Origin of the sequence: Massilia sp. Dwa41.01b (genome assembly GCF_014171775.1) — a bacterium.
Lineage (GTDB): Bacteria > Pseudomonadota > Gammaproteobacteria > Burkholderiales > Burkholderiaceae_D > Telluria.
In genome coordinates this window covers 4,466,095-4,493,015 of sequence record NZ_CP050454.1, presented here as the reverse complement: position 1 = coordinate 4,493,015, position 26,921 = coordinate 4,466,095, and the positions used below count along the sequence as shown (strand labels likewise).

General features: G+C 66.0%; 26 protein-coding genes and 4 pseudogenes. 14 read left to right on the top strand and 16 right to left on the bottom strand.

Annotated features, from left to right (window positions below; genetic code table 11):
* Nucleotide 1: 1 nt before the first annotated feature.
* Nucleotides 2-1,023, top strand: a pseudogene (waaF, locus tag G4G28_RS20670) (lipopolysaccharide heptosyltransferase II).
* Between the two features lie 235 nt (nt 1,024-1,258).
* Here the strand turns inward: waaF and G4G28_RS20665 are convergent.
* Entirely contained in the window at nt 1,259-3,535 is a 2,277-nt protein-coding gene (locus G4G28_RS20665; RefSeq protein ID WP_229507752.1) for a family 1 glycosylhydrolase, read from the bottom strand.
* Nucleotides 3,536-3,775: 240 nt separating this feature from the next.
* Here G4G28_RS20665 and G4G28_RS20660 point away from each other — a divergent pair, with 240 nt between their 5' ends.
* Entirely contained in the window at nt 3,776-4,012 is a 237-nt protein-coding gene (locus tag G4G28_RS20660) for a hypothetical protein (RefSeq protein ID WP_182989737.1), read from the top strand.
* Between the two features lie 70 nt (nt 4,013-4,082).
* On the opposite strand, the gene G4G28_RS20655 is transcribed toward G4G28_RS20660, so the two are convergent.
* Nucleotides 4,083-4,424: a hypothetical protein gene (locus G4G28_RS20655; protein ID WP_182989736.1), complete on the bottom strand. Its 342-nt coding sequence runs from the start codon at nt 4,422-4,424 to the stop codon at nt 4,083-4,085.
* On the bottom strand, nt 4,421-4,831 hold the full coding sequence (locus G4G28_RS20650) for a hypothetical protein (protein WP_210283270.1): 411 nt from the start codon (nt 4,829-4,831) through the stop codon (nt 4,421-4,423). Before G4G28_RS20650 ends, G4G28_RS20655 begins: the two co-directional genes overlap by 4 nt.
* An 80-nt stretch (nt 4,832-4,911) precedes the next feature.
* Here G4G28_RS20650 and G4G28_RS20645 point away from each other — a divergent pair.
* The 6 genes and pseudogenes from G4G28_RS20645 to G4G28_RS20620 all read left to right on the top strand — a co-directional run bounded on the left by G4G28_RS20645 (nt 4,912) and on the right by G4G28_RS20620 (nt 12,518).
* Nucleotides 4,912-6,632 (top strand): annotated as a pseudogene (locus G4G28_RS20645) (NADH-ubiquinone oxidoreductase-F iron-sulfur binding region domain-containing protein).
* Nucleotides 6,629-9,429: pseudogene (fdhF, locus tag G4G28_RS20640) on the top strand (formate dehydrogenase subunit alpha). Before G4G28_RS20645 ends, fdhF begins: the two co-directional pseudogenes overlap by 4 nt.
* The gene (locus G4G28_RS20635) at nt 9,426-10,307 is read left to right on the top strand and encodes a formate dehydrogenase accessory sulfurtransferase FdhD (RefSeq protein ID WP_182989734.1); all 882 of its coding nucleotides are present in this window, start codon (nt 9,426-9,428) and stop codon (nt 10,305-10,307) included. The pseudogene fdhF and the gene G4G28_RS20635 overlap by 4 nt, the downstream one beginning before the upstream one ends.
* Nucleotides 10,308-11,015 (top strand): ABC transporter permease, encoded by a 708-nt coding sequence (locus G4G28_RS20630; RefSeq protein ID WP_182989733.1) that lies wholly within the window; start codon nt 10,308-10,310, stop codon nt 11,013-11,015.
* A complete protein-coding gene (locus G4G28_RS20625; protein ID WP_182989732.1) occupies nt 11,012-11,710 on the top strand; it encodes an energy-coupling factor ABC transporter ATP-binding protein in 699 nt (232 codons plus the stop codon). The genes G4G28_RS20630 and G4G28_RS20625 overlap by 4 nt, the downstream gene beginning before the upstream one ends.
* Nucleotides 11,697-12,518 (top strand): substrate-binding domain-containing protein, encoded by an 822-nt coding sequence (locus G4G28_RS20620; RefSeq protein WP_182989731.1) that lies wholly within the window; start codon nt 11,697-11,699, stop codon nt 12,516-12,518. The genes G4G28_RS20625 and G4G28_RS20620 overlap by 14 nt, the downstream gene beginning before the upstream one ends.
* On the opposite strand, the gene G4G28_RS20615 is transcribed toward G4G28_RS20620, so the two are convergent.
* Both G4G28_RS20615 and G4G28_RS20610 read right to left on the bottom strand, forming a co-directional pair.
* A complete protein-coding gene (locus tag G4G28_RS20615) occupies nt 12,472-13,131 on the bottom strand; it encodes a hypothetical protein (RefSeq protein WP_182989730.1) in 660 nt (219 codons plus the stop codon). The genes G4G28_RS20620 and G4G28_RS20615 overlap by 47 nt on opposite strands.
* A gap of 247 nt (nt 13,132-13,378) precedes the next feature.
* A complete protein-coding gene (locus G4G28_RS20610; protein WP_182989729.1) occupies nt 13,379-13,699 on the bottom strand; it encodes a hypothetical protein in 321 nt (106 codons plus the stop codon).
* A gap of 177 nt (nt 13,700-13,876) precedes the next feature.
* On the opposite strand from G4G28_RS20610, the gene G4G28_RS20605 reads away from it, so the two are divergent.
* Nucleotides 13,877-14,413 (top strand): DUF4339 domain-containing protein, encoded by a 537-nt coding sequence (locus tag G4G28_RS20605; RefSeq protein ID WP_182989728.1) that lies wholly within the window; start codon nt 13,877-13,879, stop codon nt 14,411-14,413.
* Between the two features lie 54 nt (nt 14,414-14,467).
* Here the strand turns inward: G4G28_RS20605 and rng are convergent, their stop codons facing one another.
* The gene (gene rng, locus G4G28_RS20600) at nt 14,468-15,931 is read right to left on the bottom strand and encodes a ribonuclease G (protein WP_182989727.1); all 1,464 of its coding nucleotides are present in this window, start codon (nt 15,929-15,931) and stop codon (nt 14,468-14,470) included.
* A 227-nt stretch (nt 15,932-16,158) separates the two neighbouring features.
* Between rng and G4G28_RS20595 the strand changes: the two genes are divergently transcribed.
* Nucleotides 16,159-16,686: a DUF1444 family protein gene (locus G4G28_RS20595; RefSeq protein WP_182989726.1), complete on the top strand. Its 528-nt coding sequence runs from the start codon at nt 16,159-16,161 to the stop codon at nt 16,684-16,686.
* 50 nt (nt 16,687-16,736) lie between these two features.
* Here G4G28_RS20595 and G4G28_RS20590 read toward each other — a convergent pair whose 3' ends face one another.
* The 9 genes from G4G28_RS20590 to G4G28_RS20550 form a co-directional block, all read right to left on the bottom strand.
* Nucleotides 16,737-17,354, bottom strand: coding sequence for a nucleoside triphosphate pyrophosphatase (locus G4G28_RS20590; protein ID WP_182989725.1), 618 nt, complete (start codon nt 17,352-17,354; stop codon nt 16,737-16,739).
* A 7-nt stretch (nt 17,355-17,361) separates the two neighbouring features.
* On the bottom strand, nt 17,362-17,832 hold the full coding sequence (gene rlmH, locus G4G28_RS20585; protein ID WP_182989724.1) for a 23S rRNA (pseudouridine(1915)-N(3))-methyltransferase RlmH: 471 nt from the start codon (nt 17,830-17,832) through the stop codon (nt 17,362-17,364).
* Between the two features lie 125 nt (nt 17,833-17,957).
* Nucleotides 17,958-18,671 carry a ribosome silencing factor gene (gene rsfS / locus G4G28_RS20580; RefSeq protein ID WP_182989723.1) on the bottom strand — a complete coding sequence of 238 codons (714 nt, stop codon included), beginning with the start codon at nt 18,669-18,671 and terminating at the stop codon, nt 17,958-17,960.
* Nucleotides 18,671-19,384 carry a nicotinate (nicotinamide) nucleotide adenylyltransferase gene (gene nadD / locus G4G28_RS20575; RefSeq protein WP_229425226.1) on the bottom strand — a complete coding sequence of 238 codons (714 nt, stop codon included), beginning with the start codon at nt 19,382-19,384 and terminating at the stop codon, nt 18,671-18,673. Before nadD ends, rsfS begins: the two co-directional genes overlap by 1 nt.
* On the bottom strand, nt 19,381-20,292 hold the full coding sequence (gene hemF, locus G4G28_RS20570) for an oxygen-dependent coproporphyrinogen oxidase (protein WP_182989721.1): 912 nt from the start codon (nt 20,290-20,292) through the stop codon (nt 19,381-19,383). The genes nadD and hemF overlap by 4 nt, the downstream gene beginning before the upstream one ends.
* A 213-nt stretch (nt 20,293-20,505) precedes the next feature.
* A complete protein-coding gene (purD, locus tag G4G28_RS20565; RefSeq protein ID WP_182989720.1) occupies nt 20,506-21,771 on the bottom strand; it encodes a phosphoribosylamine--glycine ligase in 1,266 nt (421 codons plus the stop codon).
* Between the two features lie 24 nt (nt 21,772-21,795).
* Entirely contained in the window at nt 21,796-22,524 is a 729-nt protein-coding gene (locus G4G28_RS20560; protein WP_182989719.1) for a YebC/PmpR family DNA-binding transcriptional regulator, read from the bottom strand.
* A gap of 153 nt (nt 22,525-22,677) precedes the next feature.
* Nucleotides 22,678-23,256 carry a DUF2182 domain-containing protein gene (locus G4G28_RS20555; protein WP_229508108.1) on the bottom strand — a complete coding sequence of 193 codons (579 nt, stop codon included), beginning with the start codon at nt 23,254-23,256 and terminating at the stop codon, nt 22,678-22,680.
* Nucleotides 23,229-23,582 carry a hypothetical protein gene (locus G4G28_RS20550; RefSeq protein WP_210283269.1) on the bottom strand — a complete coding sequence of 118 codons (354 nt, stop codon included), beginning with the start codon at nt 23,580-23,582 and terminating at the stop codon, nt 23,229-23,231. Before G4G28_RS20550 ends, G4G28_RS20555 begins: the two co-directional genes overlap by 28 nt.
* A 77-nt stretch (nt 23,583-23,659) precedes the next feature.
* Here G4G28_RS20550 and G4G28_RS20545 point away from each other — a divergent pair.
* From G4G28_RS20545 to G4G28_RS20530, 4 genes and pseudogenes are all read left to right on the top strand, one after another.
* A pseudogene (locus G4G28_RS20545) lies at nt 23,660-24,581 on the top strand (DMT family transporter).
* A gap of 46 nt (nt 24,582-24,627) precedes the next feature.
* A complete protein-coding gene (locus G4G28_RS20540; protein ID WP_182989716.1) occupies nt 24,628-25,023 on the top strand; it encodes a methylglyoxal synthase in 396 nt (131 codons plus the stop codon).
* A complete protein-coding gene (locus G4G28_RS20535; RefSeq protein WP_183108496.1) occupies nt 25,023-26,009 on the top strand; it encodes a quinone oxidoreductase in 987 nt (328 codons plus the stop codon). The genes G4G28_RS20540 and G4G28_RS20535 overlap by 1 nt, the downstream gene beginning before the upstream one ends.
* Complete coding sequence (locus G4G28_RS20530) at nt 26,006-26,152, top strand: hypothetical protein (protein ID WP_182989715.1); 147 nt, start codon at nt 26,006-26,008, stop codon at nt 26,150-26,152. The genes G4G28_RS20535 and G4G28_RS20530 overlap by 4 nt, the downstream gene beginning before the upstream one ends.
* A 75-nt stretch (nt 26,153-26,227) precedes the next feature.
* On the opposite strand, the gene G4G28_RS20525 is transcribed toward G4G28_RS20530, so the two are convergent.
* Complete coding sequence (locus G4G28_RS20525; RefSeq protein ID WP_182989714.1) at nt 26,228-26,869, bottom strand: DUF4136 domain-containing protein; 642 nt, start codon at nt 26,867-26,869, stop codon at nt 26,228-26,230.
* Nucleotides 26,870-26,921 lie beyond the last annotated feature (52 nt).

The following is a 26,921-nucleotide window of genomic DNA, read 5'->3' as shown; positions in this document are numbered from 1 at the left end:
CATGGCGCGCACCCTGGTCATCTCTCCGAACTGGATCGGCGACGCCGTGATGGCGCAGCCGCTGCTGCAGCGCCTGAAGGCGATGCATCCCGAACGCGCGATCGACGTGCTGGCGCCGCCTTCGGTGGCGCCGGTGTGGCGCGCCGCGCCCGAAGTCGATACCGTGCTCGAGACGCCGTTCCGCCACAAGGCCCTGCAGCTGCGCGAGCGCTGGAAGTACGCCCAGGTGCTGCGCGCGCGCGGCTATCTTGACGCCTACGTGCTGCCGAATACCCTGAAGTACGCGCTCATCCCCTGGCTGGCCGGCATTCCACGCCGGGTCGGCTACAAGGGAGAGATGCGCTACGGCCTGGTGAACGTCATGCACCATGACGACACGCCGCCGCGGCCGATGGTGCCCTTCTATGCGGCGCTGGCCGGCGACCCCAGGCAGCCTTTGCATCCGGCACCGCGTCCGCGCCTGGCAGTGCCCGGCGAGCGCATCGACGCCGTCTGCGCGCGGCTTGGCGTCGCGCCGGGACGCACGCTGGTGGTGTTCGCGCCGGGTGCGGAGTTCGGCCCGGCCAAGCGCTGGCCGCCGCGGCATTTCGCCGCGCTGGCGCAGGCGATCGTCGCGCAGGATGGCAGCGCCCGGTGGCGCTGCTTGGTTCGCCCAAGGACCGCGAGAGCTGCGAGGAAGTGGTGGCGCTGGCCGGCGCCGCCGCGCCGCACATGCTGAACCTGGCCGGGCAGACGAAGCTGGACGAGGCGATCGCCCTGATCGCGCGGGCGCATGCGGTGGTGGCCAACGATTCGGGGCTGCTGCACATCGCGTCAGGCCTGAACCGGCCGGTGGTGGCGCTGTATGGGCCCACCGATCCGGAGCATGCGCCGCCATTTTCCGACATCGCCCGCTCGATTTCGCTGCGCATCGCGTGTTCTCCCTGCCGCCAGCGCGAATGCCCGCTGGGGCATCACAACTGCATGGAGCAGATGGAAGCGCCGCTGGTGTGGCGGGAGCTGGGACCGATCCTGGCGCGCTAGCGTCGGGGTGTGCACGGACACGAAAGAACGCGTGGAGTCAGGACTCCACCCTACGCACAGCGCCATATCGTAGGGTGGAGTCCCGATTCCACGCGGTAGAGCGGTCGATCATCCGCACAACAGCGCGTAGCCCACTCCCAAAACAACAACCGGCCGCTGCCAACGCGTCCTGCGTCGGGCACCGGCCGGCCCACCTTGCGGACGCGCGGTCCGCAGGTCTCTTGCGCGGCAGCGGTCAGCTGCTGGCGTACTGCGGTGCTTCTCCCGGCAGCTGGCCGTCGTCGGCGGCGTGTTCCTCGACTGCCTTGAGGTAGCGGGCCAGCGCGTCTTCGACCGATGGCATCAGGATGCCGCGTTCGCTGGTCAGCGCCGAGTGGCTCGGACGTACCGCGACATAACCCGATTCCACCGCCGGCCGTTCCTGCAGGCCGCTGGCGTCGACGCCGGCCAGTTCGCAGGCCTTGCGCGCCAGCTCGGCCCAGGTCATGGCGCCGTTGTTGGCCAGGTGCCAGATGCCGCGCTCGCGGTCGATCAACAGGTCGAGGCTGACGTTGACCAGGTCGGGCACGTAGGTCGGCGACACCACCAGGTCGTTCGTCGCCGTGAACGGACGGCCGCTGCGCAGCGCTTCCAGGGCCTGGGTGACGAAGTTGTGCTTGTCCCATGGCCCGAAGAAGGAACTGGTGCGGATCACCAGCGCCTGCGGGTCGGCCTCGAGCACGCGGCGTTCGGCTTCGGCCTTGCTGCGGCCGTACACGCCCAGCGGCGCGACCGGATCGGATTCGACATAGGCTTCTCCCTTGCTGCCATCAAAAACCAGGTCGCTCGAGAAGGTCATGAAGCGGATCGCGTGGCGGATGCAGGCCAGGGCCAGGATGTTGGGGCCATGGGTGTTCCCGTCCATGCAGGCTTCGGCATCGGCTTCGGCTTCGTCCACGCGCACATAGCCGCCGGCATTGATGATGGCCCAGGGCTTGAAGCGCTGGATCGCCGCTTCGACCGAGTCCGGATTCGTAATATCCATCTCCTGGCGCGTCAGCACGTGGCAGGCCAGGTTGCGCTTCCTGCAGATGCGCGCGAAAGCCGAGCCGAGGGTGCCGGTGGCGCCGGTGATCAGGATCGGCTGTACATGGTTCGATTTGAACTGGCTGCGGGTGGCGAAGTCGGCCACCGCGGTGCGGGTGGCGACCGGCTTGGCCATGAAGCGGTCCGGACGGCGCCACCAGCCTTCTCCCTGCAGTACCGGGTTCGACAGCGGCCGGCCGGACGACAGTTCGCGCATCAGGTTGGCGACCGCGGTCGGACGCGGTTCGGGGCCGCGCACGTCGAACGGACCGGGCTCGTAGTAGCCGCGGCATTCGGTCACCAGGCAGTTCCAGTCGTAGGAGCCGAGCAGGGCCCAGACTGTCACGGCGCGCACGTCGGCGCCTTTCTCGCGCACCTTTTTGGCGGCGTTCCAGATTTCGAGCAGCCAGCGCATCTGGTCTTCGCGGTTGGCGTCGATGTGGGCTTCGGTGACGGCGATCGGCAGGCCGTAGCGGTCCCAGGTTTCCTGCAGCAGCGGGCCGATGCCCGGCGTCGGCGTGGCCAGCACGCGCGGCGTTTCGATGTCGGCGAATTTGCGGCCGTCGTACCGGCCCCAGCGGTCCTCGGGATAGCGCTCGCGCCGGTGGTCGAGCCAGCGCTCGCTGGTGGCGTAGTAGTTGACGCCGATGACGTCCGGCGGGCAGGGGTTGTCGCGGAACCAGAGCAGCTCCTCGGCGGTGGCGCCCGACTTGATCAGGTAGTCCCACATCTTGTGCTCGGGATCGATCATCCCGCACAGCAGGTCCCAGCCCAGCCAGCGGCGTTCGTTGAAGAAGTCGACCAGGTCCTGCATCTCGGGCGTGCCATAGGTCTTCGACAGGTCGTCCGTCTGCACCAGCTTCGCTTCCGGATTGACTTCGCGGATCGCGCGCATCGCCAGCACGGTGGCGCGGCATTCGCCGATCAGGGCGCGGATGAAGGTTTCGTGCGATTCGCCGTGCGGATACCAGACGCCGTACAAGCCGGAGAAGCGCGCCGTGGTCAGGGGTTCGTTGACCGGGGTGTAGTACTCGGCCCAGGGGTAGCGACGGGCTACCGCGCCGGCGTACTCGGCGAGCTTTTCGGGGAAGTCGGCGTCGACCAGACTGGTATGACGCGGTCCGCTGCCATGGTGCAGCAGGCCGACGATCGGGGTGACGCCCAGGCGCTGCAGCGCGGGCAGGCGCTCGTCCGACCAGGACCAGTCGGCATCTTCGATACGGTCGGGAGCGACGCGTTCCCACAGGACGGGGTAGCGGATGGCCTTGATGCCAAGGGAAGCGAAACGTTCGATGTCCTGCAGGCGGTCGGCGTGGCCGTTGCGGTCCATCTGGCTGAAGTAATTGTCACGTACACGGTTGACGGTGCATTCGAGTCCGCCCCAAAGCGCCAGCTCTGGTGCGCGCTCGGTTGCGGTAGGTGGCTGGATTTGCTTGTCGATGTTCATGAGGAATACCTGCTTTATTGAAGACAGGCTCCAGCCTAACGGCCCCACGGACTCGGTTATGTGAAACGGCGAACATATAACAAAGTTTTCGGACTAGTCCTACTTTTTGGCTTCATATCCATTTCCTCTGCTAAATATGAGCCATCTTCGTCGAAATCGTGCGCCGCACCGCACGCTAGCGATGCAACAATGTGACATTGTTGCCTTTGCGGCAACGCTGCAAAGGCGGGAGGAATGCCCATGTATATGGTCTATTGGACAGTCGTCGATGAAGCGGGGAGCCACCCGCAGGCGCAGGACTTCGACACGAGCGATATGGTGCAGGCGATGGGGTTCATGGAGGACTTGCGGCGGCGCCAGCGCGGGGGCGAAGGCGTGCGCTTCATTACCATGTGCTCGGAGCATCCGGACCTGGTCGGGCATCCGGGTGTCGATGTCACCGGGCCGGAATACAACTGGAAGAAGCGCCGGCGCTGAGCGGGCCGGCTGCGCGGCAAGCACCGGAGCGGGCTGCGGACCGGCACTGGCGCCCGCTCATTCGCGGACCTCACTTCTCCTGCGAAATCCGCTTCGGGAACAGGTAAGAGGTGATCGCGATGAAGCCGGCCCCGGTCTGGATCACGGTCGCCCCGATCAGGGCCATCATGACTTCCGAGGTCACCAGCCGGTCCGCCGGAACGATGGACTTCGCCGCAAGCATTTTCTCATCCAGCTTGAGCCCATCGAGGACGAAATCGATGACCTGCCAGTTGAGCCAGATAAAGATGCCGCTGACGACGGCAACCATGAATGCGCGCAGGACGATATCCCACAGGATGCTCGCACGCCTGGCGCCTTCGATACCACCGACCGACACGTCATCGAGGACGACGGTGTTGGGCGCGTTCATCTCAGGATAACCTTGGTTTCGTTGGGCTTGTCGCTGCTGTTTTGCTGGAGAATCGTCACGCTGCCGTCGGCATTCTCATGCCGGGTTGCCACGTTGAGCAGGGCCACCGCCTTGCGCAGCACTTCCGCCTTGGACGAGGCGCCCAAGTGCAGTTTCAGCTGTTCCAGCGTTTCATCGAGCTTCGCGTCGATGTTGTAAGACGTTGCCATGTTCCCTCCTGTGTACCGATACGCCGATCCTGCGTAGATTCTACGCCGATCGTGCATATCCGTCTCTTTGCCGCGATCAAGGCCGGCAAGACCTGCGAGGCAGAACGGGCCGCCGGGCGGTTTGTCCTCGCCCGATGCCGCACCCGCCACTGCTGGCCTGGGCCGCCGCCAAATTGCCTGTTCCGGTAACAAAAACATCATGTTAGGCTGATGGCTTTCGGCATGGCCGCACGCGCCTGCGGCGCAGCCAGGCTCAACGTTCCAGCGACCACCTGACCATGAACCACCCCATCATCCCGATCGCGATCAGCGGCGCCAGCCGCCAGCGCAAGCGCGAGGCGCCCAAGGGCCGCCGTGTCGACCCGCAGGCGCTCGTCGAAGTGCAGGCCCTGCTTGGCCACCTGCCGCGGCGGCGCGACCTGCTGATCGAGTACCTGCACCGCATCCAGGACGGCGCCGGCTGCCTGGCCAGCCGGCACCTGGCCGCGCTGGCGCAGGAACTGGGCATGGCCCAGGTCGAGGTCTACGAGGTCGCCAGCTTCTATCACCACTTCGACATCGTGAAAGAAGGGGGGAGCGCACCGGCGGCGCTGACGGTGCGCGTCTGCGCCGACCTGTCCTGCGAACTGGCCGGTGCGCGCGGCCTGCTGGACAAATTGCCGGCCCTGCTCGGGCGCGAGGTGCGGGTGCTGGCTGCGCCCTGCATCGGCCGCTGCGAGGCGGCGCCCGCGGTGCTGGTCGGCCAGTACCCGGTGGCGCAGGCCGATGCCGACAAGGTGACGGCCCGGTGGCGACGGGCGTCATGACCGACACCGTGACTGGCCAGATCGGCTACGCGGCCTACCGCGCAGGTGGCGGCTATGCGCTGCTGCGCGACTGCGTGGCCGGCCTGCACGATGTGGAAGCCGTCATCGGCACGCTCGAAGATTCGGGCCTGCGCGGCCTGGGAGGCGCCGGTTTTCCGCTCGGGCGCAAGTGGCGCCTGGTGCGCGCCGAAGCCGGCCCGCGCCTGATGGCGATTAACATCGACGAAGGCGAACCGGGCACCTTCAAGGATCGCGTCTACCTGGAGCGCGACCCGCACCGCTTCCTCGAAGGCGCGCTCATTGCCGCCTGGGCGGTCGGGATCGAGGCCATCTATATCTACCTGCGCGACGAGTACCACGGCTGCCGCCGCATGCTGCAGGCCGAGCTGGCGGCCTTGCTGGCCGACCCGCCGGTACAGGGCATGCCCGCGATCCACCTGCGGCGCGGTGCCGGCGCCTACATCTGCGGCGAAGAGTCGGCCATGATCGAGTCGATCGAGGGCAAGCGCGGCATGCCGCGCCTGCGTCCGCCCTATGTGGCGCAGGTCGGCCTGTTCGGCCGGCCCACGCTGGAACACAACTTCGAATCGCTGCACTGGGTGCGCGAGATCCTCGAGCGCGGCGCCGCCTGGTTCTCCGGCTTCGGCCGCCATGGCCGCCACGGACTGCGCTCGTTCTCGGTCTCGGGCCGGGTGCGCGAACCGGGCGTCAAACTGGCCCCGGCAGGCATCACGGCGGCGGAGCTGATCGACGAGTATTGCGGCGGCATGCAGGAGGGGCATATTTTCTACGCCTACCTGCCGGGCGGCGCCTCGGGCGGCATCCTGCCCGCGTCGAAAGCCGGCATCCCGCTCGACTTCGATACCCTGCAGCCCCATGGCTGCTTCATCGGCTCGGCCGCCGTCATCGTGCTCTCGCAGCACGACAGCGCAGTGGGCGCGGCGCGCAACACGCTGGCTTTCTTCAAGGATGAATCCTGCGGCCAGTGCACCCCCTGCCGCAACGGTACGGCCAAGGCGCTGGCGCTGATCGAACAGCCCGGCCACGCATGGGACACGGCGCTGCTGGCCGAGCTGTCGCAGGTGATGCGCGACGCTTCGATCTGCGGGCTGGGCCAGGCCGCGCCGAATCCCGTCGATTGCGTCGTCCAGTACTTTTCCCATGAACTAGCCCAACCGGCGGTGCAGCCATGAACGCCCCCCTCCACACCGTTTCCTTCGAACTCGATGGCCGCATGGTCGAGGCGCAAGCGCATGAAACCCTGATCGAGGTCGCCGCCCGCGAAGGCATCGCCATCCCGCACCTCTGCTACAAGCCGGGCCTGGAAGCGGTCGGCAACTGCCGCTCCTGCATGGTCGAGATCGAGGGCGAGCGCACGCTTACGCCATCCTGCTGCCGCCATCCCGGCGCCGGCATGAAGGTGCACACTAGCAGCCCGCGCGCAACGAAGGCGCAGAAGATGGTGCTCGAGCTGCTGCTGGCCGACATGCCCGAAGCCGGGTACACGCGGCGCAACGAATTGGACGAGTGGGCTGCGCGCCGGGCGTGACAGGCTCGCGCTTCCAGCCCACGCGGCGCCGGCCGCAGCCAGACGGGACGCACGCGGCCATCAGCGTCAACCTCGATGCCTGCATCCAGTGCACCCGCTGCGTACGCGCCTGCCGCGACGAGCAGGTCAATGACGTGATCGGCCTGGCTTTCCGCGGCGAAGATGCGAAGATCGTGTTCGACCAGGATGACCCGCTCGGCGCCTCCACCTGCGTAGCCTGCGGCGAATGCGTGCAGGCTTGCCCGACCGGCGCCTTGACCCCGGCGCGCGGCGCGGCGCTGCTGGTGCCGGATCGCCAGGTCGATTCGGTTTGCCCCTACTGCGGCGTCGGCTGCCAGCTCACTTACCAGGTCAAGGACGAGCGCATCGTCGCCGTCGAAGGGCGCGACGGCCCTGCCAACCACGGCCGCCTGTGCGTCAAGGGCCGCTACGGCTTCGACTACGCCCACCATCCGCATCGCCTGACTACACCCCTGATCCGCCGCGAGGGCGTGCCCGGGACGGGCGAGTTCACGATGGACCCGGAACGCGTGCTCGACGTATTCCGCGAGGCCAGCTGGGAAGAAGCGCTGGCGCTGGCCGGCGGTGCTCTGGCGCGGATTCGCGACAGCCACGGCGGTGCGGCCCTGGCCGGCTTCGGCTCGGCCAAGGGCAGCAACGAGGAAGCCTATCTGTTCCAGAAGCTGGTGCGCACCGGCTTCGGCAGCAACAATGTCGACCACTGCACCCGCCTGTGCCACGCGTCCTCGGTGGCGGCCCTGCTGGAAGGGATCGGCTCGGGCGCGGTGTCGAACCCGGTGATGGATGTGACGCGCGCCGAGGTCATCCTCGTCATCGGCGCCAACCCGACCGTGAACCACCCGGTGGCGGCCACCTGGATCAAGAATGCCGTGCGGGCCGGCGCCAAACTGATCGTGCTCGATCCGCGCCGCTCGGAACTTGCGCGCCACGCGCACCGCTACCTGCAGTTCAAGCCCGATACCGACGTCGCGCTGCTGAACGCCATGATGCACGTAATTGTCGCCGAAAACCTGGTGGACCCGGCCTTCATCGCCGAGCGCACGCTGGGCTATGCCGAGCTGGCAGAGAACGTGCGCGACTACAGCCCGGAAGCGATGGCGCCGATCTGCGGCATCGATGCCGCCACCATCCGCGAGGTTGCGCGCCTGTATGCGACGTCGAAGGGCTCGATGATCCTGTGGGGCATGGGCGTGTCGCAGCACGTGCACGGCACCGACAACGCGCGCTGCCTGATTGCGCTGGCCCTGATGACGGGGCAGATCGGCCGTCCCGGCACCGGCCTGCATCCGCTGCGCGGCCAGAACAACGTGCAGGGCGCGTCGGACGCCGGCCTGATCCCGATGATGCTGCCCGATTACGGCCGCGTCGACAACCCGGCCGTGCGCGCGAAGTTCGAGGCGGCCTGGCAGGCCAGGCTCGACCCGAAACCGGGCCTGACGGTGGTCGAGATCATGGACGCGATCCTGGCGGGGCAGGTGCGCGGCATGTACATCATGGGCGAAAACCCGGCCATGTCCGACCCGGACGCGAACCACGCGCGCGCTGCACTGGCCGCGCTCGAGCACCTGGTGGTGCAGGACATTTTCCTGACCGAGACGGCCTATCTCGCCGACGTCATCCTGCCGGCGTCAAGCTTCCCGGAAAAGACCGGCACCTTCACCAATACCGACCGCCTGCTGCAGCTGGGCCGCCAGGCCATCGATCCGCCAGGCGACGCGCGCCAGGACCTGTGGATCGTCCAGGAGATGGGCAAGCGCCTCGGCCTGCCCTGGTCGTACACCCACGTGTCCGAGGTGTTCGACGAGATGCGCCGCCTGATGCCTAGCATTGCCGGCATCACCTGGGAGCGGCTGGAAAGCGAGGGTGCCGTGGTCTATCCCTGCCGCGAGGAGGGCGACCCTGGCCAGCCGGTGGTGTTCACGGCTGAATTCCCGCGCGAAGGCGGACGCGCCCGTTTCGTGCCGGCCGATATCATCCCGGCCGACGAGCGGCCTGACGCCGACTACCCGATGGTCCTGATCACGGGCCGCCAGCTCGAACACTGGCACACCGGCAGCATGACGCGGCGCGCCGGCGTGCTCGACGCGATCGAGCCCGATCCGGTGGCGCTGGTGCATCCGCTCGATTTGCAGCGCCTGGGTATCCGGCCGGGCGACCCGGTCACCATTGCCTCGCGTCGCGGCCAGGTCGTGCTGTATGCGCGCGCCGACGACAGTTCGCCCGTGGGCGCCGTGTTCGTCCCGTTCTGCTACTACGAGGCCGCCATCAACCGGCTGACGAACGCCGCGCTCGACCCCTACGGCAAGATCCCGGAATTCAAGTACTGCGCGATCAAGCTGACGCCCGGCGGGGAGCCCGCACCGCAGGGCAGCTACGGTGGCGGCCAAATCCTGGGTGATGTGGCAGAATCGACAACATGAACTGCCCAGACCTGCCACGCCCTCGTTCCGGATCGCGTCCCCTGTTGTCAAGTGCGCATGCGCCGCTCACGCACGAGGTGAGCGCGCTCGACGAGCGTGGCCGCGCATCAAACATCGCCATTCCCGCCGAGCGTCCGCTCACCGTCTACGTCGACAAGCGCGAACTGGTCACCCTGATGACGCTGGGCGGTGCACCGGAAGCGCTGACGCTGGGCTACCTGCGCAACCAGCGCCTGGTGCGCGACATCGCCGACGTGGTCTCGGTGCAGGTCGACTGGTCGGTGGACGCCGTGGCCGTCGTCACGCGCAGCGGCATCCGCGACATCGAGGAGCGCACCGCGAAAAAAGTGGTAACCACCGGCTGCGGCCAGGGTTCGGTGTTCGGCGGGCTGATGGACGAAGTCGACAGCATCGCGCTGCCGCTTGATGCGCGCCTGGCCCAGTCGGTCGTGTACCGCATCGTCGACACCATCCGCACGCAGCAATCGATCTACAAGCAGGCCGGCTCCGTGCACGGCTGCGCGCTGTTTTCGAACACGGGAGAACTGCTGTATTTCGTCGAGGATGTCGGCCGCCACAACGCCGTCGACGCCATCGCCGGGCTGATGTGGCTGGAGGAGATGCCTGGTGCCGACAAGGTGTTCTACACGACTGGCCGGCTGACCTCGGAAATGGTGATCAAGGGCGCCCAGATGGGCATTCCCTTCCTGCTGTCGCGCTCGGGCACGACCCAGATGGGGCACATGGTGGCGCAGAAGGTCGGCATGTCGCTGCTGGCGCGCTGCACGGGCAAGCACTTCCTGCTGCTGGCGGGGCAGGAGCGCCTGGAGTTCGAACCGGAACTGTTTGAGCTCGCCACTGCCGCACGTCCCGCGTAAATGTCCCTGTTCGACGCCACGGCGCACGCATTTACCCTGCTGTTTTCCGGCGACGCTGCCCTGTGGCGCATCATCTGGGTATCGGTCAAGACCAGCGTCATCGGCCTGCTGCTGGCCGCGCCGCCCGCCATCCTGCTCGGCTACGCGATCGCCATGCACCGCTTCCCGGGCCGCCGTATCGCCGTCTGGCTGGCGCAATGCGCGCTGTCGCTGCCCACCGTCCTGATCGGATTGCTGCTGTACCTGCTGCTGTCGCGGCGCGGGCCGCTCGGGGCGCTCGAGTGGCTGTTCTCGCAGCAGGGCATCATCCTCGGCCAGTGCGTGGTGGGACTGCCGGTGCTGCTCGCCTTTACGCTGGCGGCGGTGCAGGCACTCGACCCGCGCTACGCCGAGACCGCACGGGCGCTGGGCGCCTCGCGCTGGCGGGTCATGGCCACCGTCCTGTTTGAGGCGCGCTATGGCGTGATGGCGGCCGTCATCAGCGGCTTCGGCCGTGTGATCTCGGAAGTGGGCTGCGCGCTGATGGTGGGCGGGAACATCGAAGGCGAAACCCGCACCATCACGACGGCCATCGCGCTGGAGACGAGCAAGGGCGAGTTCGCGCAGGGCATTGCGCTGGGCATCGTGCTCGTCGCCCTGGCGCTCCTGATGAATGGCGCGCTGATGCTGCTGCAGGGCGAGGCGCATACGGCCGGGGGACGCGCATGAGTTTGCACGGCGCGCCCCTGCTGGACTTGCGCGGACTGCGCAAGCGCCACGGCGCGCGCATCCTGTTCGATATCGATGCATTGCGGCTGGACGCGGCCAGCGCCTATGTGCTGACCGGCGCCAACGGTGTTGGCAAGAGCACGCTGCTGCGCGTGCTGGCCGGACTGGAAAGCGCGCAGGTCGACAGCGTGGCCTTCGATGGGGCCGCGGTCACGCTGCAGCCGTATCCAGGCGCACTGCGCCGCGCCATCGTCTACGTGCACCAGCATCCGATCATGTTTTCCACCAGTGTCGCCCACAACATCGCCTACGGCCTGCTGGCGCGCGGCGAGAGCAAGGCGCGGGTGGCACAGGCGGTGGAGGAGGCGATGGCCTGGGCGGGAGTCGCGCACCTGCGCGCGACCGATCCGGCGCGCCTGTCGGGCGGCGAAAAGCAGCGCGTGGCGCTGGCACGGGCCAGCGTGCTGGAGCCGCGCCTGCTGCTGCTGGACGAACCCACCGCGAACCTGGACGGACCGGCGCGCGAACAGGTGATCGCCCTGATCCCGACCCTGCTGCAAAAGGGCAGTACCGTCGTCATGGCCTGCCATGACCGCGACCTGATTGGACTACCCGGCGTGCGTCGCCTGAAGCTGCGCGACGGGCGTCTCGAATACCGACCATTCCACAAGGGAGAACCCGATGAAACGCCGTAGTCTGCTGGCCGTCCTGCTCTGCGCCTCTTTCGCCGCACCTTCCGTCCTGGCGCAAGAAGCGGACGCACCGAAAGCCCTGCGCCTGTCGACCACGACCAGCACGGAAAATTCGGGCCTGCTGGCCTGGCTGCTGCCGCCTTTCGAGGCGAAGACCGGCATCAAGGTGAAGGTAATCTCGGTTGGCACCGGCAAGGCCCTGGAACTGGGCAAGAATGGCGACGTCGATGTCACCCTGGTGCATGCGCGCCAGCTCGAGGACCGGTTCGTCGGCGAAGGCTGGGGCGTCGACCGGCGCGACGTGATGTACAACGATTTTATTGTCGTCGGCCCGCAAGCAGATCCCGCCAGGGTCAAGGGTGGAAAGGACGTGATTGCCGCCTTCGGCAAGATCGCCGCCAGCGGCGCGAAATTCATCTCGCGCGGCGACAACTCCGGCACCGACGTGATGGAGAAGGGCTACTGGCAGCAGGCGGGCACCAAACCCGCCGGCGCTGCCTATGTGTCGGCGGGCCTGGGCATGGGCGAAGTATTGAACATGGCGGCCGAACTGCGTGCCTACACGTTGACCGACCGCGCCACCTACGGCGCCTACAAGGCCAAGACGGGCCTGGCGGTGCTGGTCGAGGGCGACAAGCGCATGTTCAACCCCTACGGCATCATCGCCGTCAATCCGGCCAGGCACCCGGGTGTGAACTATGGCGGCGCCAAGCAGCTGATCGAGTGGATCACCTCGAACGAGGGACAGGCCCGCATTGCCGCCTTCAGGCCGGCGGGCCAGCAGTTGTTCTTCCCGACGGCGACGCGCTGACGGGAGTGGCGGCGGGCGCACCCGTGGCTGGCGCAGCCGGAGTCACAGCCGTGGGAGCGGCCGCCGGAGCGGTTCCCGGGGAAGCAGCTGGCAGGGCGGAGCCTGGCGTCGGACAGGTCAGGATTGTCGAACGCGGGCAACCCGACACCATCAGCGGCACGTAGGCCGACAGCAGGACCGCGATCAGCAGCACCAGCATCTGGGGAATGAATGCCCACAGGTAGGTGTAATGCAGAATGATGTCGACCCGTGAGCCGGGCATGCGTTCGTCCTCGCGATCGATGCCGGCGCGCATGGGGCTATCGCGTTCTTCCTGGATCTCGTTGCACATTGCATCGAGTACCTTGTCCATGGCCACGCGGTCGACCCTGTTGCGCACCTGAACACCCCACTGGTACCAGGCAATCGACAGGAACAGCACGGCCAGGGCTGCCGTCCACAGGTCTTGCTGGCGAATCGACAGGCAGATTTTCACTGTCAGCACGGTCGCGTCGACCGCACCCATCAAAATCATGGCGCTGATGATGACCCGCCACTCGTGGTCGCGCCGCGTGTTAAACAAACTCAGGTGCGCGTTAAAAATGAACTGCAGTATGTCTCGTCTGTCGATCATGGCGGCACCCTGGACCTGCGTTCCCGGATGGCGCGACCTTGAAGGCCAAGGGCCGCGAAGCTGTGCAGCGCGCTGCTGTATCGCCCCGATACTACGCCATCGGAACCGCCTGCGCGGGGTGCGCCGATCGTGCTGCGTGCGCACGTAGCGGCATGCCGCGAAAAGGTCTGATTCTTGCTACAGGCGGATACCTGCTGGCATGGTATGGCGCCGGACATCCGTCCCTGCAGCGGCGCGTACCGGCACGCTATCCGCGGGCGAGTGCCGCCCCCAGGTTGGCGCGGGCACGCGCCTCGAGGGTCGCGGCGAAATGTGCCGTATGGTAAATGGCGGAACGCGCAAGGAAGCGCTGCAGCACGTCGCGCCGCTTGCTGGCGAAGAGCGCGGCGGGCACATGCGCATATTCGGCGTCGAAGTGCGACAGGCATTCCCCCAGGTGCTGCAGGGTGTGATAGTGGCGCTGCGGTTCGCTGTAGGCGGCCAGCAGCGCCGCGAGCAGGGCGGGAGGAGCCGGTTTGCCGAGCCTGTTCCACAAGCCCTGCCAGTCTATTGCGAACCCTTGCCTCATCAGGTATTTCTTTCTGGAAAAATTGTTGCTTCTGGCATATTTATTGGCTAGACTGCTTACAGTCGATCGCTACAAAAATCATAGCGGTGCCGCAGGGGCACCGTCTTGCCGGCGATGGTCGCCAACATAGCATGCTGCGCCGCCCGGTGAGCAGCTCAACACCAGGAAGAAAAGACAATGGGAAATGCCGAAGCAGTCAGTCCGGAAGTGGAATGGCACTATGAGTCCAACGGCGTGCGCACGGGGCCGGTCAGGGAAGCGGACATCCTCGGCCTGATCGCCGCCAACAGGCTGGGACGCGGCTCCTATGTCTGGAGCCGCGGCATGACGGACTGGATGACCCTGGAGACGACGTCCTTCGCCGGACAGTTTTCGGCGACCCCGCCACCGCTGACCGGCGCGGCTGTGAGCAACGCCCTGGTCTGGTGGCTGGCGTTCGGGCCGCTGCTGGGCGTGTTCGCGGCTGGCTTCCTGTCCGGCCTGACCGACAAGGATATCAGCAGCTTCTGGTGGACCACCCTAATAATCAATATCGCCCTGTCGATTGCCGACGAGAAAAAGCTCAAGCAGGCAGGCCACGACACCGACAGCATGGGCGCCGCCTTCATCGTGCCGGTGTACCTGTTCAAGCGCGCCAAGGTGCTCAAGCAGAACAACAGCTATTTCATCGTCTGGATCGTGCTGTTCGTGCTGTCGCTGTTCGCCGACGCTTGATCCTGCTGCGCCGTTCGCGAAAGCAAGGGGCGCCGCGGCGCCCCTTTTTTCCGTCTACATCAGGATGACGTCGTACTGCTCCTGGTGGTACCCCTTTTCCACCTGCAGCGAGATCTTCTTGCCGATGAAGTCGCCCAGCATCGCCAGGTGCTGCGATTCTTCTTCCAGGAACAAATCGACCACTTCCTGCGAGGCCAGGATGCGGAATTCGCGCGGGTTGAACTGCTTGGCTTCGCGCAGCAGTTCGCGCAGGATTTCGTAGCAGATCGTGCGCGAGGTTTTGACTTGTCCCTTGCCGGCGCAGGCCGGGCAGGGCTCGCACAGGATGTGGGCCAGCGACTCGCGCGTGCGCTTCCTCGTCATCTCGACCAGGCCCAGCGCCGAGAAGCCGCTCACCGACACCTTGGTGCGGTCGCGCGCCAGCGTCTTCTTGAGCTCCGCGAGCACCTGGTTGCGGTGCTCGTTGTTCTCCATGTCGATGAAGTCGAGGATGATGATGCCACCCAGGTTGCGCAGGCGCAGCTGGCGCGCGATCGCATGTGCCGCTTCCAGGTTGGTCTTGAAAATGGTGTCGGCGAAATTGCGGCCGCCCACAAAACCGCCGGTATTCACGTCGATCGTCGTCATCGCCTCGGTCTGGTCGACGATCAGGTAGCCGCCGGATTTCAAATCCACGCGCCGGCCCAGCGCACGCAGGATTTCTTCCTCGACGCCATACAGGTCGAACAGCGGCCGCTCGCCGGTATAGTGCTGTAATCTCGCCAGCACGCTCGGCGTGTACATCTGGGCGAACTCGACCAGCTTCACGTAGTTCTCGCGCGAGTCGACCTGGATCGTGGCCGTTTCGTCGTGCACGAAGTCGCGCAGCACGCGCTGGGCCAGGTTCAGGTCCTGGTAGAGGAGGCTCGTGGCCGGGCGGGTGCGGGCGCCGTTCTGGATCGCGGCCCAGGTTTTGCGCAGGTAATCGATGTCGGCGGCCAGGTCGGCGTCGGACGCTTCCTCGGCTTGCGTGCGCACGATGTAGCCGCCTTTTTCCTCGGCCGGCAGCAAGCCTGCCATGCGCGTGCGCAGCAGTTCGCGGTCGGCTTCCTTCTCGATTTTCTGCGAGATGCCGATGTGGTTATCCTGGGGCAGGTAGACCAGCATGCGCCCGGCGATCGAGATCTGCGTCGACAGGCGCGCGCCCTTGGTGCCGATCGGGTCCTTGATGACCTGCACGGTCAGTACCTGGCCGTCGTAGAGCAGCTTTTCGATCGGGGTCTGCGGCACGTTCGAATTGTCGTGCGGGCGCGCTTCCCAGATGTCGGCCACGTGCAGGAAGGCTGCGCGCTCCAGGCCGATATCGATGAAGGCCGACTGCATGCCCGGCAACACGCGCACGACCTTGCCCGAATAGACGTTGCCGGCCAGGCCACGCGTCAGGGTGCGCTCGATGTGCAACTCCTGCACCGCGCCCTGCAGAACCAGCGCCACGCGCGTTTCCTGCGGGGTGATATTGATGAGGATGTCTTCGTTCATGGACCGCTGCACAGGATATTGTTCAGAGTGTAATGATACACGCTGGGATGACGGAGCGTGGACAGGGCGGCCACGGCCAGCGGCCGCTTAAGCGCCGGTTAATACAACAGGACGAAAGGCAAAACGTTGCGCAAGCACCAACAATCCGCTATCTTGATGTTAAGAAATATTGCGAAACTGTTTTTTGCGCCGAGCAGCAGCGAGGTTGCCCTTCTTCCGCCCCCACCATGAACGAGTTCCTTTCCCGCGCAGTCACCTACATGAAGGCGGTCGAGTCCGGCGCATCCGCCAGCGTACCCGACGACGACAGTCCCGTGCTGACGCGCCTGACCGATGACGTCGCCATCGCCTATGTTGTCGACGAGCCGCAGGGTCTCGTCTTCGTTCAGAAGCGCCACCTGCGCGAAGCCGGCATCTCGACGGAACAATTGCACCGGCAAGCGATGGCCAACCTCGACCAGCTATGCGACACCCAGCTGAACGTGGAAAAGCATGGCCCGATCTTCGGCGTTTTCCTGAACGGGGTGTTCGAGGCCAGCGTGTTCCTGCGCGAGCGCTTCTGGCAATACGAAGCGCTACCCCTGGTCAACAGAGGCTATGCGGTTGCCATGCCGGCGCGCGACGTGCTGGCGTTTTGCGACATGGACTCGAAGGAAGGAATCGACAGGCTGCAGCAGATGACGCAACGCGTGATGGCAAGCGGCGATCACCTGCTGACACCGAAGCTGTTCCGCTTGAAGAAGAAAGCCGCCTGAAGAAGGCGGCCACGAACGCGGACGGGCCTTGCCCGACGCCGGTAGCGCCGCTAGATCAGTACGCCGGCCCGGCGCAGTAGCGCGGCCGTCTCGAACAGCGGCAGGCCCATGATGCCCGAGTGGCTGCCTTCGATATGCTCCACGAAGAGTGCCGCCAGGCCCTGGATGCCGTAGCCGCCGGCCTTGTCGTAGGGTTCGGACGTGGCGCAATAGGCGCGGATCGCCTGCGGCGTGAGTTTGGCGAAGCGCACGTTCGACACCTGGGTGACGTGCTCGGCCATGTCGACATAATGCACCGCGACCGTCGTCAGCACCTGGTGGGTGCGGCCCGACAGCCGCTCGAGCATGGCGACCGCTTCGCGCGCATCGGCGGGTTTGCCGAGGATCTCGTCGTCGACGGTCACGGTGGTATCGGCCGTCAGCACCGGACGCGGCGGCTGGCGCCGCTGCTGCAGCATCTTCCAGGCAAACGCGCCTTTCTCGAGCGCCACCCGTACCACATACTCATGCGCCGGCTCGCCCGGATGCACTTCCTCGGTGACGTCGGCGCCTCTGGCCGGGTCGCTGCGCAGCATCAGCAACTCGAAGTCGACGCCTACCTGGCGCAGCAATTCACGACGCCGCGGGCTCTTCGAGGCGAGGTAGATTTTCTTGTCCAGTACTTTCATGGCGGAGTCAGACGCGGTGGTATGGATGGTTCTGGGTGATGGACCAGGCACGGTAGAGCTGTTCCGCCAGCATCACCCGCACCATACCGTGCGGCAGCGTCATGCTGGAAATACGGATCAAGCCTTCGGCACGCGCCTTCAGCTCCGGATCGAGGCCATCGGCACCGCCGATCAGGAAAGCGGTATCGCGCCCGTCCTGTTGCCAATTCATCAATTGTTGAGACAATCCAACACTTGTCAGGTCACGGCCACGCTCGTCGAGCGCGATGATGCGTACGCTCTTCGGCAAGGCGGCCTCGATACGCTCGCGTTCGAGCGCCATCGCGGTGGCGGCCGTCTTGCTGCCGGAGCGCTCGACCGGCTTGATTTCCTTGAGCACGATGCGCAGCTCGGGTGGCATGCGTTTCGCGTACTCGGCAAAGCCGGTTTCGATCCAGGCCGGCATCTTGTGGCCGACCGCAGCGATAATCAGTTGCATTAAAACCTATCTGCCAGATCGCAGGCGCCCCGCAGCGGCAAACGGGTACTGGACCCGCTGCCAGGCGGGCAGGGCACAGTTGCGTGCCCGCTTGCCTGTCCAGTTGCCGGCGCGGCTGCCCGTGCTTACTCGGCAGCCTTCCTGGCGACGCGCTTGATGACCTTCTTGACCGGCTCGGCATCGGCCGGCGCGGCTGCCTTGGTGACGCGCTTCGGCGGCTTGGCCTTGGTTGCCTCAACGGCGGCGATCTCGCTCTTGCTTGGCGCGACTTTCACGGTCTTGCCGACTGGTGCCTTCTTCGCTGCCGGCTTCTTCGCGGCGGCGGTCTTGGTAGCGGTCGTTTTCGCTGCGCTTGTCTTCGACACTGTCGAAGCCCGCTTAGCCGCCGGCTTGCGCTCGTTGACCGGCTTGGCTTCCGGCTGGTCCTGGTTCGCAGCGAGGTGCTTCGACTTCGTCTTCGGCTCGGCGTCCACGGCTTCCGCGGTGGACTTGCGCTTGGCCGCGCCCAGCTTGACCGGCTTTTCGCCCCAGATTTCTTCCAGGCGGTAGTACTGGCGGATGGCCGGCTGCATGATGTGCACGATCATGTCGCCCAGGTCGACCAGCACCCATTCGCCGGTGTCTTCGCCTTCCAGGCCGATCACGTTGCCGCCTGCTTCCTTGACCTTGTCCCGCACCGAGGCAGCGAGTGCCTTCGTCTGGCGATTCGACGTGCCCGACACGACCGCGATGCGGTCGAACAGGCTGGTCAGGTGGGTCGTGTCGAACAGCATGATTTCCTGGCCCTTGACGTCCTCGAGGGCGTCCACGACGACCGTTTGCAGTTTTTTGATATCCATTAGCTCTTGTATAAATTATGGTGTTGAATATAGTCTAGCACTACCCGCGAAACGAGCGAATTGTCCGCGCCCTCGGGTGTGCCCTCCGCTCCCGCGCCCGCCCGGGGAAGGGAAGGGGAGGCGGCGCCCGACAAGGCGCCATTTTTTAATGCTGCGCGCACCTGCGTCGCGGAAATATCGACCGCCAGCGTGTGCGCAAGGCAGACCAGGCCCGCGGGCGTGGTGCTTACCTGTTCGGGTGTTGCCAGGCGCGGCGCCAGTTCGCGCGCCACCGCCTGCGGCAGCGCATCCTGGTCCAGCGTATAGCCCGGCCGTGCGGCCACCGCGAGGTTGGCCAGGCCAAACAGCGCCTGCCAGTCGCGCCAGCTGTCGAGTTTTTGCAGCTGGTCGGCCCCCATGATGAAGACGATCGACGCCGCCGGCCCGAGTTCGGCGCGCAGGCCGCGCAGGGTCTCGACGGTATAGCTCGGGGCGCCGCGATCGATTTCCTGGCGGTCAATGATGACAGGCAGGCCGGCATCGCAAAACGCCAGTTCCAGCATGGCTACCCGGTCTTCGTCGCTCGCCTGCAGCGCCGCTTTCTGCCATGGGCGGGCCGGCAGCACGCGCAGCTGGTCGGGATGCAGCAATTCGAAAAACAGCCGCGCCAGTGCGATATGGCCATGGTGGACGGGATCGAAACTGCCCCCCAGCAGGGCGACACAGGCCGTCACGAAGCGAGCCAGTCCCGGTGCGGCAGGAAGTCGGTGTACAGCGCGGCTTCCGCGCTTCCCGCTTCCGGATGCCAGTCGTAGCGCCATTTGACGATCGGCGGCAAGGACATCAGGATCGCCTCGGTGCGTCCGCCCGACTGCAGGCCGAAGTGCGTACCGCGGTCCCAGACCAGGTTGAACTCGACATAGCGGCCGCGCCGGTAAGCCTGGAAATCGCGCTCGCGTTCGCCATACGGCGTGTCCTTGCGCGCGCGCAGGATCGGCAGGTAGGCGTCGATGAAACCGTCGCCGACACGCTTGACCATCGCGAAGGCTTCTTCGAAAGGCAGTTCGTTGAAGTCGTCGAAGAAGATCCCGCCCACGCCGCGTGCTTCCTTGCGGTGCTTCAGGTAGAAATACTCGTCGCACCATTTCTTGAAGCGGGGGTGCAGTCCTTCGCCAAACGGCGCCAGCGCATCGTGGCAGACGCGGTGGAAGTGGCGCGCGTCATCAAGGTTGCCGTAATAGGGCGTCAGGTCCATGCCGCCGCCGAACCACCAGACCGGATCCTTGCCTTCTGCCGTGGCTTCGAAGAAGCGCACGTTCATGTGCACGGTCGGCGCATAGGGATTACGCGGGTGCAGCACCAGCGAGACGCCCATCGCTTCCCAGGCCCGGCCCGCCAGTTCCGGGCGGCTGGCCGCGGCCGAAGGCGGCAGGTTGGCGCCGGTCACGTGCGAGAAATTCACGCCGCCGCGTTCCAGCACATTGCCTTCCTCGATCAGGCGCGAGATGCCGCCACCGCCTTCCGGACGCTCCCAGCTGTCCTGCAGGAAGGGCTTGCCGTCCACGTCTTCCAGGGCCGACACGATGCCTTGCTGCAGGTCGAGCAGCCAGGTTTTGATCGCGGAAGGGTTCGGGGTGGACATGAGGCGGGACGTCGTGAAAGAAAAATAAGAGGGGGATTGTACACTGCGGGGCGAAGCCGGTGGCAGATCCTGCGGTGTAAACGCGTGGAGTCAGGACTCCACCCTACGATTCATAGCTATTCGTAGGGTGGAGTCCTGACTCCACGCGGTACAACGGTTCGAAATTCGAGATGCGTCTATTTTCGCCAGTGCACCGCTCCGAAACCGATACGCCTATTTAATCCCGCGCCAGCCGATATCGCGGCGGAACTGGGCGCCGTCGAAACTAATCCTGTCGACACCTTCATAGGCCTGCTTCTGCGCCATCTTGACGCTGTCGCCCAGGCCGACCACGCACAGCACGCGGCCGCCATTGGTTTGCAGGGTGCCGCCGACGATGCTGGTGCCGGCGTGGAAGGTGACGCATTCCGGCGTCTCGGGCGGGATGCCTTCGATGATGTCGCCCTTGCGTGGGTTGTCCGGATAACCGCCCGCGGCCAGCACGACGCCGACAGCGGTACGGCGGTCCCATTCCAGATCGACGGCGTCGAGCGTACCGTTGCAGGCGTGTTCGAGCACGGTGACGAAATCGCTTTTCAGGCGCGTCATGATCGGCTGGGTTTCCGGATCGCCCATGCGGCAATTGAATTCCAGCGTGCGCGGATTGCCTTCGCTGTCGATCATCAGGCCGGCATACAGGAAGCCGGTGAACGTGATGCCGTCCTTGGCCATGCCGGCGATGGTCGGGTTGATGATCTCGCGCATCACGCGCGCATGCATGGCCGGGGTGACGATCGGCGCGGGGGAGTAGGCTCCCATGCCGCCCGTGTTCGGGCCTTCGTCGTGGTCTTTCAGGCGTTTATGGTCTTGCGAGGTGGCCATCGGCAGGATGTGCTTGCCGTCGCACATGACGATGAAGCTCGCTTCTTCGCCCGCCAGGAATTGTTCGATGACGATGCGCGCGCCGGCGTCGCCGAAGGCATTGTCCGACAGCATACGATCCACCGCGGCATGTGCCTCCTCGAGCGACATGGCGACGACCACGCCCTTGCCAGCGGCCAGGCCGTCGGCCTTGATGACGATCGGCGCGCCGTTGGCGTCGACATAGGCGTGGGCCGCGGCGGCGTCGGAAAAGCTCTGGTATGTCGCGGTCGGGATGCCGTGACGCTGCATGAAGGCCTTGGCGAAGTCCTTCGAGCTTTCCAGCTGGGCCGCCTCGCGCGTCGGGCCGAAGATCTTCAGGCCGCGCGCGCGGAACAGGTTGACGATGCCGGCGGCCAGCGGCGCTTCCGGGCCGACCAGGGTCAGGGCGATGTGTTCGGACACCACGAAGTCCGCCAGCGCGGCCGGGTCCGTGATCTCGACGTTCACCAGGCGCGGGTCGCGCGCCGTGCCGCCATTGCCCGGCGCGACATACACCATTTGCACGCGTTCGGATTGGGCCAGTTTCCAGGCCAGGGCATGTTCACGGCCACCAGAGCCGACTACCAGGATCTTCATGTGTGCTCGCGCGCGTAGGTAAGCTTATTGATCGTCGATGACGGCGTTGGTGTAGATCTCCTGGACGTCGTCCAGGTTCTCCAGGGCGTCGAGCAGCTTCTGCATCTTGAGCGCGTCTTCGCCCGTGAACACGGTCTCGGTGGCCGGCTTCATGATGACTTCGGCGACCTCGGCCTTGAAACCGGCCTTTTCCAGCGCATCCTTGACGTTGGAGAACGCGAACGGATCGCACAGCACTTCGAAGCCGCCTTCCTCGTCCTGCACCACGTCCTCGGCGCCCGCTTCCAGGGCCGCTTCCATCAACTTGTCCTCGTCCACGCCGGGCGCGAACAGGAACTGGCCGGTGTGCTTGAACATGAAGGCGACCGAGCCCTCGGTGCCCATGTTGCCGCCGTATTTGCTGAAGGCGTGGCGTACTTCGGCCACGGTACGCACACGGTTGTCGGTCATGCAGTCGACGATGATGGCCGCGCCGCCGATGCCATAGCCTTCGTAGCGGATCTCTTCGTAGTTCACGCCTTCCAGGCTGCCCGAACCGCGCTGGATCGCGCGGGTTACATTGTCCTTCGGCATGTTGGCGTCAGCCGCCTTGTCTACCGCCAGGCGCAGGCGCGGGTTGGCGTCGATGTCGCCGCCGCCCATGCGCGCCGCAACCGTGATTTCCTTGATCAAGCGGGTCCAGATCTTGCCGCGCTTGGCGTCAGTCGCGGCTTTCTTGTGCTTGATGTTGGCCCATTTGCTGTGTCCAGCCATGTCGAGAATTCCTTAGACGGTGTGGGAACCGCGCCAACCCGCTGCGCGGTGCAGGGCGACAAGCCGCCGGCAGCGCAAGGGATTTCGAGGTTCCTGTATGCAAGAGTGGCCGACATTTTAACATGCACACCGCCTGTAAAACTGCTCTCGAGCTTATGGAAATAGCAACAGCGTGCCCCAGGCAACGAGGCCCAGTCCACCGATACAGGCCACCACCGTGCCACCCGGCAGCAGTTTTTCGGCCAGCACCAGCGCGGCCAGGCCCACCAGCGCCCCCAGGTTGTTCACGCCTGCCACGAACAGCAGGGCCATCAGCAGCGAGCAACACCCGGTACAGTACAGGCCGTGTCCGAAGCCCATGCGCAGCGCTCCCGCCAGCCCGGGACGCCAGCCGGTCAGGAAAGTGGACAGGGGCGCCCGGCAACCCTGCAGGCAGGCATGCTTTGCCGGCGTCCACTGGTAGACCCCGGCGGCCACCAGTGCCAGTCCGCAGGCGTTCGGGTTGACCATCGCCATGCCAGGGTCGAGCGCGCCGGCATCGTGCAGGGCCCATTGCGCGAGCGTGGCACAGGCGCCGAAGCCGCTCCAGACCGCCAGGTAGCCGATCACGAACAGCAGCGTGGCCAGGTTCGGGTGGCGTACGGCATGCACCAGCCGGTTGAGGCGGGCGAACAGCAGGATCGTCGGGGTCGAGGCCGGCAGCATCATGGCCGACAGCATGGCCCCCCACATGGCCAGCACCAGCACCACCTCAGCCGCGCGGTAGGGTGGGGGTGTGCTGCCTTGCGCCGGCGGCAGCGCCAGCGGCTCGACGGTCGAGATGTGCAGCGCCGGAATACCGGGCAGGCCCAGCTCAGGGCAACCAGGGCGGCCAGCCAGGCGATGACCAGCGGCCGCTCGCGGCCGGGCTGCGCGTCCACGCGGATCAGGGCGGTCATCGGGGTTCCCTCGTGCAGGAAGGCGCGCTGCCGTCTCCCCAGGGTGGGCGGGACGGATGGCCGGGTGGCCGCTTCATGCTCCAGTTCGGCATTGTTCCTCCTCATGGGTTGTGTTTGCAAGGGTTGGACTGCGCAGTCGGCTTTGCGTTCAGGGCTTCTGTCGAGCCTGATTCTGTGCTTGCCCGTACAATCGCCGGATGACCCCGCCTGAAACTGCCACGATTGCGACATCTTCGCCACGACGCGCCTGGCTGGCTGGCCTTGCGCTGGCGCTCGGCGGTGCCGTTCTGTTCTCCACAAAGGCCGTGGTCGCCAAACTGCTGTACCGATACCACATCGACGCAGTGACATTGATCGCCTTCAGAATGCTGTTCTCGCTTCCGGTGTTCGCTGGTGTCGCACTCTGGAAGATGCGCAGCGGACCCCCGCTTTCCGCCGCCGACCGCTGGCGCATCACCGGGCTGGGCCTGCTGGGCTATTACCTGTCGAGCACGCTCGACTTCCTCGGACTGCAATACGTCTCCGTCGGGCTGGAACGCCTGATCCTGTTCCTGACGCCGACCTTCGTGCTGGCGATCACGGCCCTGTTCCTGCGGCGCCGCATCGCCCCGGCCGAATGGTGTGCGCTGGCGCTGTCGTACTGCGGCATCGCGCTGGTGTTCCTGCACGACCTGGCCGGCGGCGGGGCGGACACCCTGTTCGGAGCGCTGCTGGTGCTGGGCGCGGCGCTCAGCTACGCGTTCTACCTGCTCGGTACCGGCGAGATGGTGCGCCGGGTCGGCTCGCTGCGCGCCTGGTGGCCTACGCGATGTGCGTCTCGAGTGCCGCCTGCCTGCTGCAGTTTTCCTGCTGCGCCCGGCGTCGCTGCTGCTGCAGCCGCTGCCGGTGCTCGGGCTCTCGCTCGTGAATGGCGTTTTCTGTACTATCTTCCCGGTGTTCATGACGATGGCCGCGGTCGGGCGCATCGGTGCCCCGGCGGCGTCGCAGGCGGGCATGGTGGGGCCCGTGTCGACGCTGTTCCTCGGCGCGCTGCTGCTGGGCGAACCGATCACCGCGGTGCAATTGCTTGGAACCGGGCTGGTGCTCGCCGGTATCACGCTGTTGTCGTTGAAAAAATGAGCGCTGCAAAATAAGCGCTGCCAAAACAAGGAAAGAGACGAAGACAATGAAACCCCGCATCGCGCTCATTGCGCACGACAAGAAGAAGGACGACATGATCACCCTTGCCGGTGAGTACCGCGACTTCCTCGCCACCTGCATCCTGTCGGCAACCGGCACTACCGGTTCGCGCCTGATCAACGAACTCGGCCTCGCGGTCGAGTGCAAGCATTCGGGTCCCTTCGGCGGCGACCTGCAGATCGGCGCCCAGCTCGTCGACGGCGGGATCGACTGCGTGATCTTCCTGCGCGACCCGATGACGCCCCAGCCGCACGAGCCGGACATCAATGCGCTGGTGCGCGCCTGCGACGTGCACGACGTGGCTTGCGCAACGAACGTCGCCACCGCCCACCTCGTGCTGGGCCGGCTGATGGACCGCCAGCGCGAGGAGGAGGGCGCATGATGGCCAAGGCGATCCGCATGGCGCGCACGGGCGGGCCCGAGGTGCTCGAGTATGTCGATGTCGAGGTCGGCGAACCCGGCCCGGGCGAAGCGCGCGTGCGCCAGCATGCCATCGGCCTGAATTTCATCGACGTGTATTTCCGCACCGGCCTCTACCCGATGCCGCTGCCGTCCGGCCTCGACCGGGAAGGCGCGGGCGTGGTCGAGGCGGTGGGCGAGGGCGTCACGCACCTGCGGCCGGGCGACCGCGTGGCCTATGCCGGCCGGCCCAACGGCGCCTACAGCGAAGTGCGCGTCATGCCGGCCGACATCCTGGTGCGCTTGCCCGACGCGATCGACTTCGAGACCGCGGCCGCGATGATGCTGCAGGGCCTGACCGTGCAATACCTGTTCCGCCGCACTTATCCGCTGCAGCCGGGCCAGACCATCCTGTTCCACGCGGCCGCCGGCGGCGTTGGCCTGATCGCCTGCCAGTGGGCCCGCGCACTTGGCGTGAACCTCATCGGCACGGTGGGGTCGAACGAGAAGGCGGAGCTGGCCCTGGCCCATGGCGCAGCCCATGTGATCAACTACAACAGCGAGGACATCGTGGCGCGCGTGCTGGACATGACGGGTGGCGCGAAAGTGCCGGTCGTCTACGATTCGGTCGGCAAGGACACCTTCCACCGCTCGCTCGACTGCCTGCAGCCGCGCGGGCTGATGGTCAGTTTCGGCAACTCCTCCGGCGCCGTGCCGCCGTTCTCGCTGAGCGAGCTGGCTTCGCGCGGTTCGCTCTTCATCACCCGCCCTGCACTGGGCGCCTACGCAGCCACGCGTCCCGAGCTGGAGTCGATGGCGGCCGAGCTGTTCGAGATGGTTGCCAGCGGCAAGATCAAGGTCGGCATCAACCAGCGTTTCCCGCTGGCCGAGGCCGCGCAGGCCCACATCGCCCTCGAGGCGCGTCGCACGACCGGCTCGACGATCCTGCTGCCGGAGGTGGCACCATGAGGGAGTTCAGCGACGACAACGATCCGCAGGAACCCGACACCGTCGGCTCGCCCCGCTTTGGCCGGCTGCTGCTGGTACTGGTGGCGGCGGTGCTGCTGGTAGTGCTGATTACCTTCGCGTCTGAGGCCTATTTTTCGCCCTGACGCCGATCACCGTGACGCCCAATAAAAAAGCCGGAACGCAATCGTTCCGGCTTTTCTGCCGCTGAAGCCGCCGCTTCAGCCCCGCTTCTGCTGCAGCTCCACGCGCCTTGCCACCCCGTTCGGCCCCGGGAAGCCCGCGAACGCGCTGTGCACCAGGGCCGGCATCAGCGCCGGAGTCGACAGTTCGCGGCTGGTGTTGTGCACCGTGACGTCGAACAGGCGCTTGTCGGCTTTGTCCTTGATCGACACCTGCAGCTCGCGCCGGTACTGGTGCTCGACCGAGACCTGGTAACTCGGGAACGGATTCCAGAACGGGTCATAGAACGGGTGGTGCCAGCGCGCCCAGCGGCCGCGCGGACCGAAACGCGGACCATAGCGGTAATACATCGGATAAGGCTCGAACAGCGGCGTGGTCGGCTCGATCACGCGCACCGGGACGTCGGTCGTGGTAAAGCGCATGGCGACTTTCAGCGCCGCGCCCCCGGTGTTCGCTTCCCGGAAGCCCAGCTGCGCCAGTTGCCCGCGCACCAGGTTCTGGTAGCTCTGGTATTCAAGCGTGTTGTCGATCGCCGGCGGCGCTTCGAACACATAGCTTTTATCCTCGATTTGCGCCGGCCACTGGTGGAAGGTGGTAACGTCGCTGCGGATGGTGGTGGCACATCCGCCAAGCAGCAGGGCCATGGCGGCCGCGGCTGTCAACATGATCAGGCGTTTCATTTCAACTCTCTCCAATTTTTAGACGGTCTTTGCCGACTGTTAGATTGCGCTT

What these genes read in the sequence shown, in the direction of transcription:
- G4G28_RS20665 (WP_229507752.1), bottom strand. Translation starts at nt 3,535, where the DNA reads ATGAACATCGACAAGCAAATCCAGCCACCTACCGCAACCGAGCGCGCA.
- G4G28_RS20660 (WP_182989737.1), top strand. Translation starts at nt 3,776, where the DNA reads ATGTATATGGTCTATTGGACAGTCGTCGATGAAGCGGGGAGCCACCCG.
- G4G28_RS20655 (WP_182989736.1), bottom strand. Translation starts at nt 4,424, where the DNA reads ATGAACGCGCCCAACACCGTCGTCCTCGATGACGTGTCGGTCGGTGGT.
- G4G28_RS20650 (WP_210283270.1), bottom strand. Translation starts at nt 4,831, where the DNA reads ATGTTTTTGTTACCGGAACAGGCAATTTGGCGGCGGCCCAGGCCAGCA.
- G4G28_RS20635 (WP_182989734.1), top strand. Translation starts at nt 9,426, where the DNA reads ATGAACTGCCCAGACCTGCCACGCCCTCGTTCCGGATCGCGTCCCCTG.
- G4G28_RS20630 (WP_182989733.1), top strand. Translation starts at nt 10,308, where the DNA reads ATGTCCCTGTTCGACGCCACGGCGCACGCATTTACCCTGCTGTTTTCC.
- G4G28_RS20625 (WP_182989732.1), top strand. Translation starts at nt 11,012, where the DNA reads ATGAGTTTGCACGGCGCGCCCCTGCTGGACTTGCGCGGACTGCGCAAG.
- G4G28_RS20620 (WP_182989731.1), top strand. Translation starts at nt 11,697, where the DNA reads ATGAAACGCCGTAGTCTGCTGGCCGTCCTGCTCTGCGCCTCTTTCGCC.
- G4G28_RS20615 (WP_182989730.1), bottom strand. Translation starts at nt 13,131, where the DNA reads ATGATCGACAGACGAGACATACTGCAGTTCATTTTTAACGCGCACCTG.
- G4G28_RS20610 (WP_182989729.1), bottom strand. Translation starts at nt 13,699, where the DNA reads ATGAGGCAAGGGTTCGCAATAGACTGGCAGGGCTTGTGGAACAGGCTC.
- G4G28_RS20605 (WP_182989728.1), top strand. Translation starts at nt 13,877, where the DNA reads ATGGGAAATGCCGAAGCAGTCAGTCCGGAAGTGGAATGGCACTATGAG.
- rng (WP_182989727.1), bottom strand. Translation starts at nt 15,931, where the DNA reads ATGAACGAAGACATCCTCATCAATATCACCCCGCAGGAAACGCGCGTG.
- G4G28_RS20595 (WP_182989726.1), top strand. Translation starts at nt 16,159, where the DNA reads ATGAACGAGTTCCTTTCCCGCGCAGTCACCTACATGAAGGCGGTCGAG.
- G4G28_RS20590 (WP_182989725.1), bottom strand. Translation starts at nt 17,354, where the DNA reads ATGAAAGTACTGGACAAGAAAATCTACCTCGCCTCGAAGAGCCCGCGG.
- rlmH (WP_182989724.1), bottom strand. Translation starts at nt 17,832, where the DNA reads ATGCAACTGATTATCGCTGCGGTCGGCCACAAGATGCCGGCCTGGATC.
- rsfS (WP_182989723.1), bottom strand. Translation starts at nt 18,671, where the DNA reads ATGGATATCAAAAAACTGCAAACGGTCGTCGTGGACGCCCTCGAGGAC.
- hemF (WP_182989721.1), bottom strand. Translation starts at nt 20,292, where the DNA reads ATGTCCACCCCGAACCCTTCCGCGATCAAAACCTGGCTGCTCGACCTG.
- purD (WP_182989720.1), bottom strand. Translation starts at nt 21,771, where the DNA reads ATGAAGATCCTGGTAGTCGGCTCTGGTGGCCGTGAACATGCCCTGGCC.
- G4G28_RS20560 (WP_182989719.1), bottom strand. Translation starts at nt 22,524, where the DNA reads ATGGCTGGACACAGCAAATGGGCCAACATCAAGCACAAGAAAGCCGCG.
- G4G28_RS20555 (WP_229508108.1), bottom strand. Translation starts at nt 23,256, where the DNA reads ATGTGGGGGGCCATGCTGTCGGCCATGATGCTGCCGGCCTCGACCCCG.
- G4G28_RS20540 (WP_182989716.1), top strand. Translation starts at nt 24,628, where the DNA reads ATGAAACCCCGCATCGCGCTCATTGCGCACGACAAGAAGAAGGACGAC.
- G4G28_RS20535 (WP_183108496.1), top strand. Translation starts at nt 25,023, where the DNA reads ATGGCCAAGGCGATCCGCATGGCGCGCACGGGCGGGCCCGAGGTGCTC.
- G4G28_RS20530 (WP_182989715.1), top strand. Translation starts at nt 26,006, where the DNA reads ATGAGGGAGTTCAGCGACGACAACGATCCGCAGGAACCCGACACCGTC.
- G4G28_RS20525 (WP_182989714.1), bottom strand. Translation starts at nt 26,869, where the DNA reads ATGAAACGCCTGATCATGTTGACAGCCGCGGCCGCCATGGCCCTGCTG.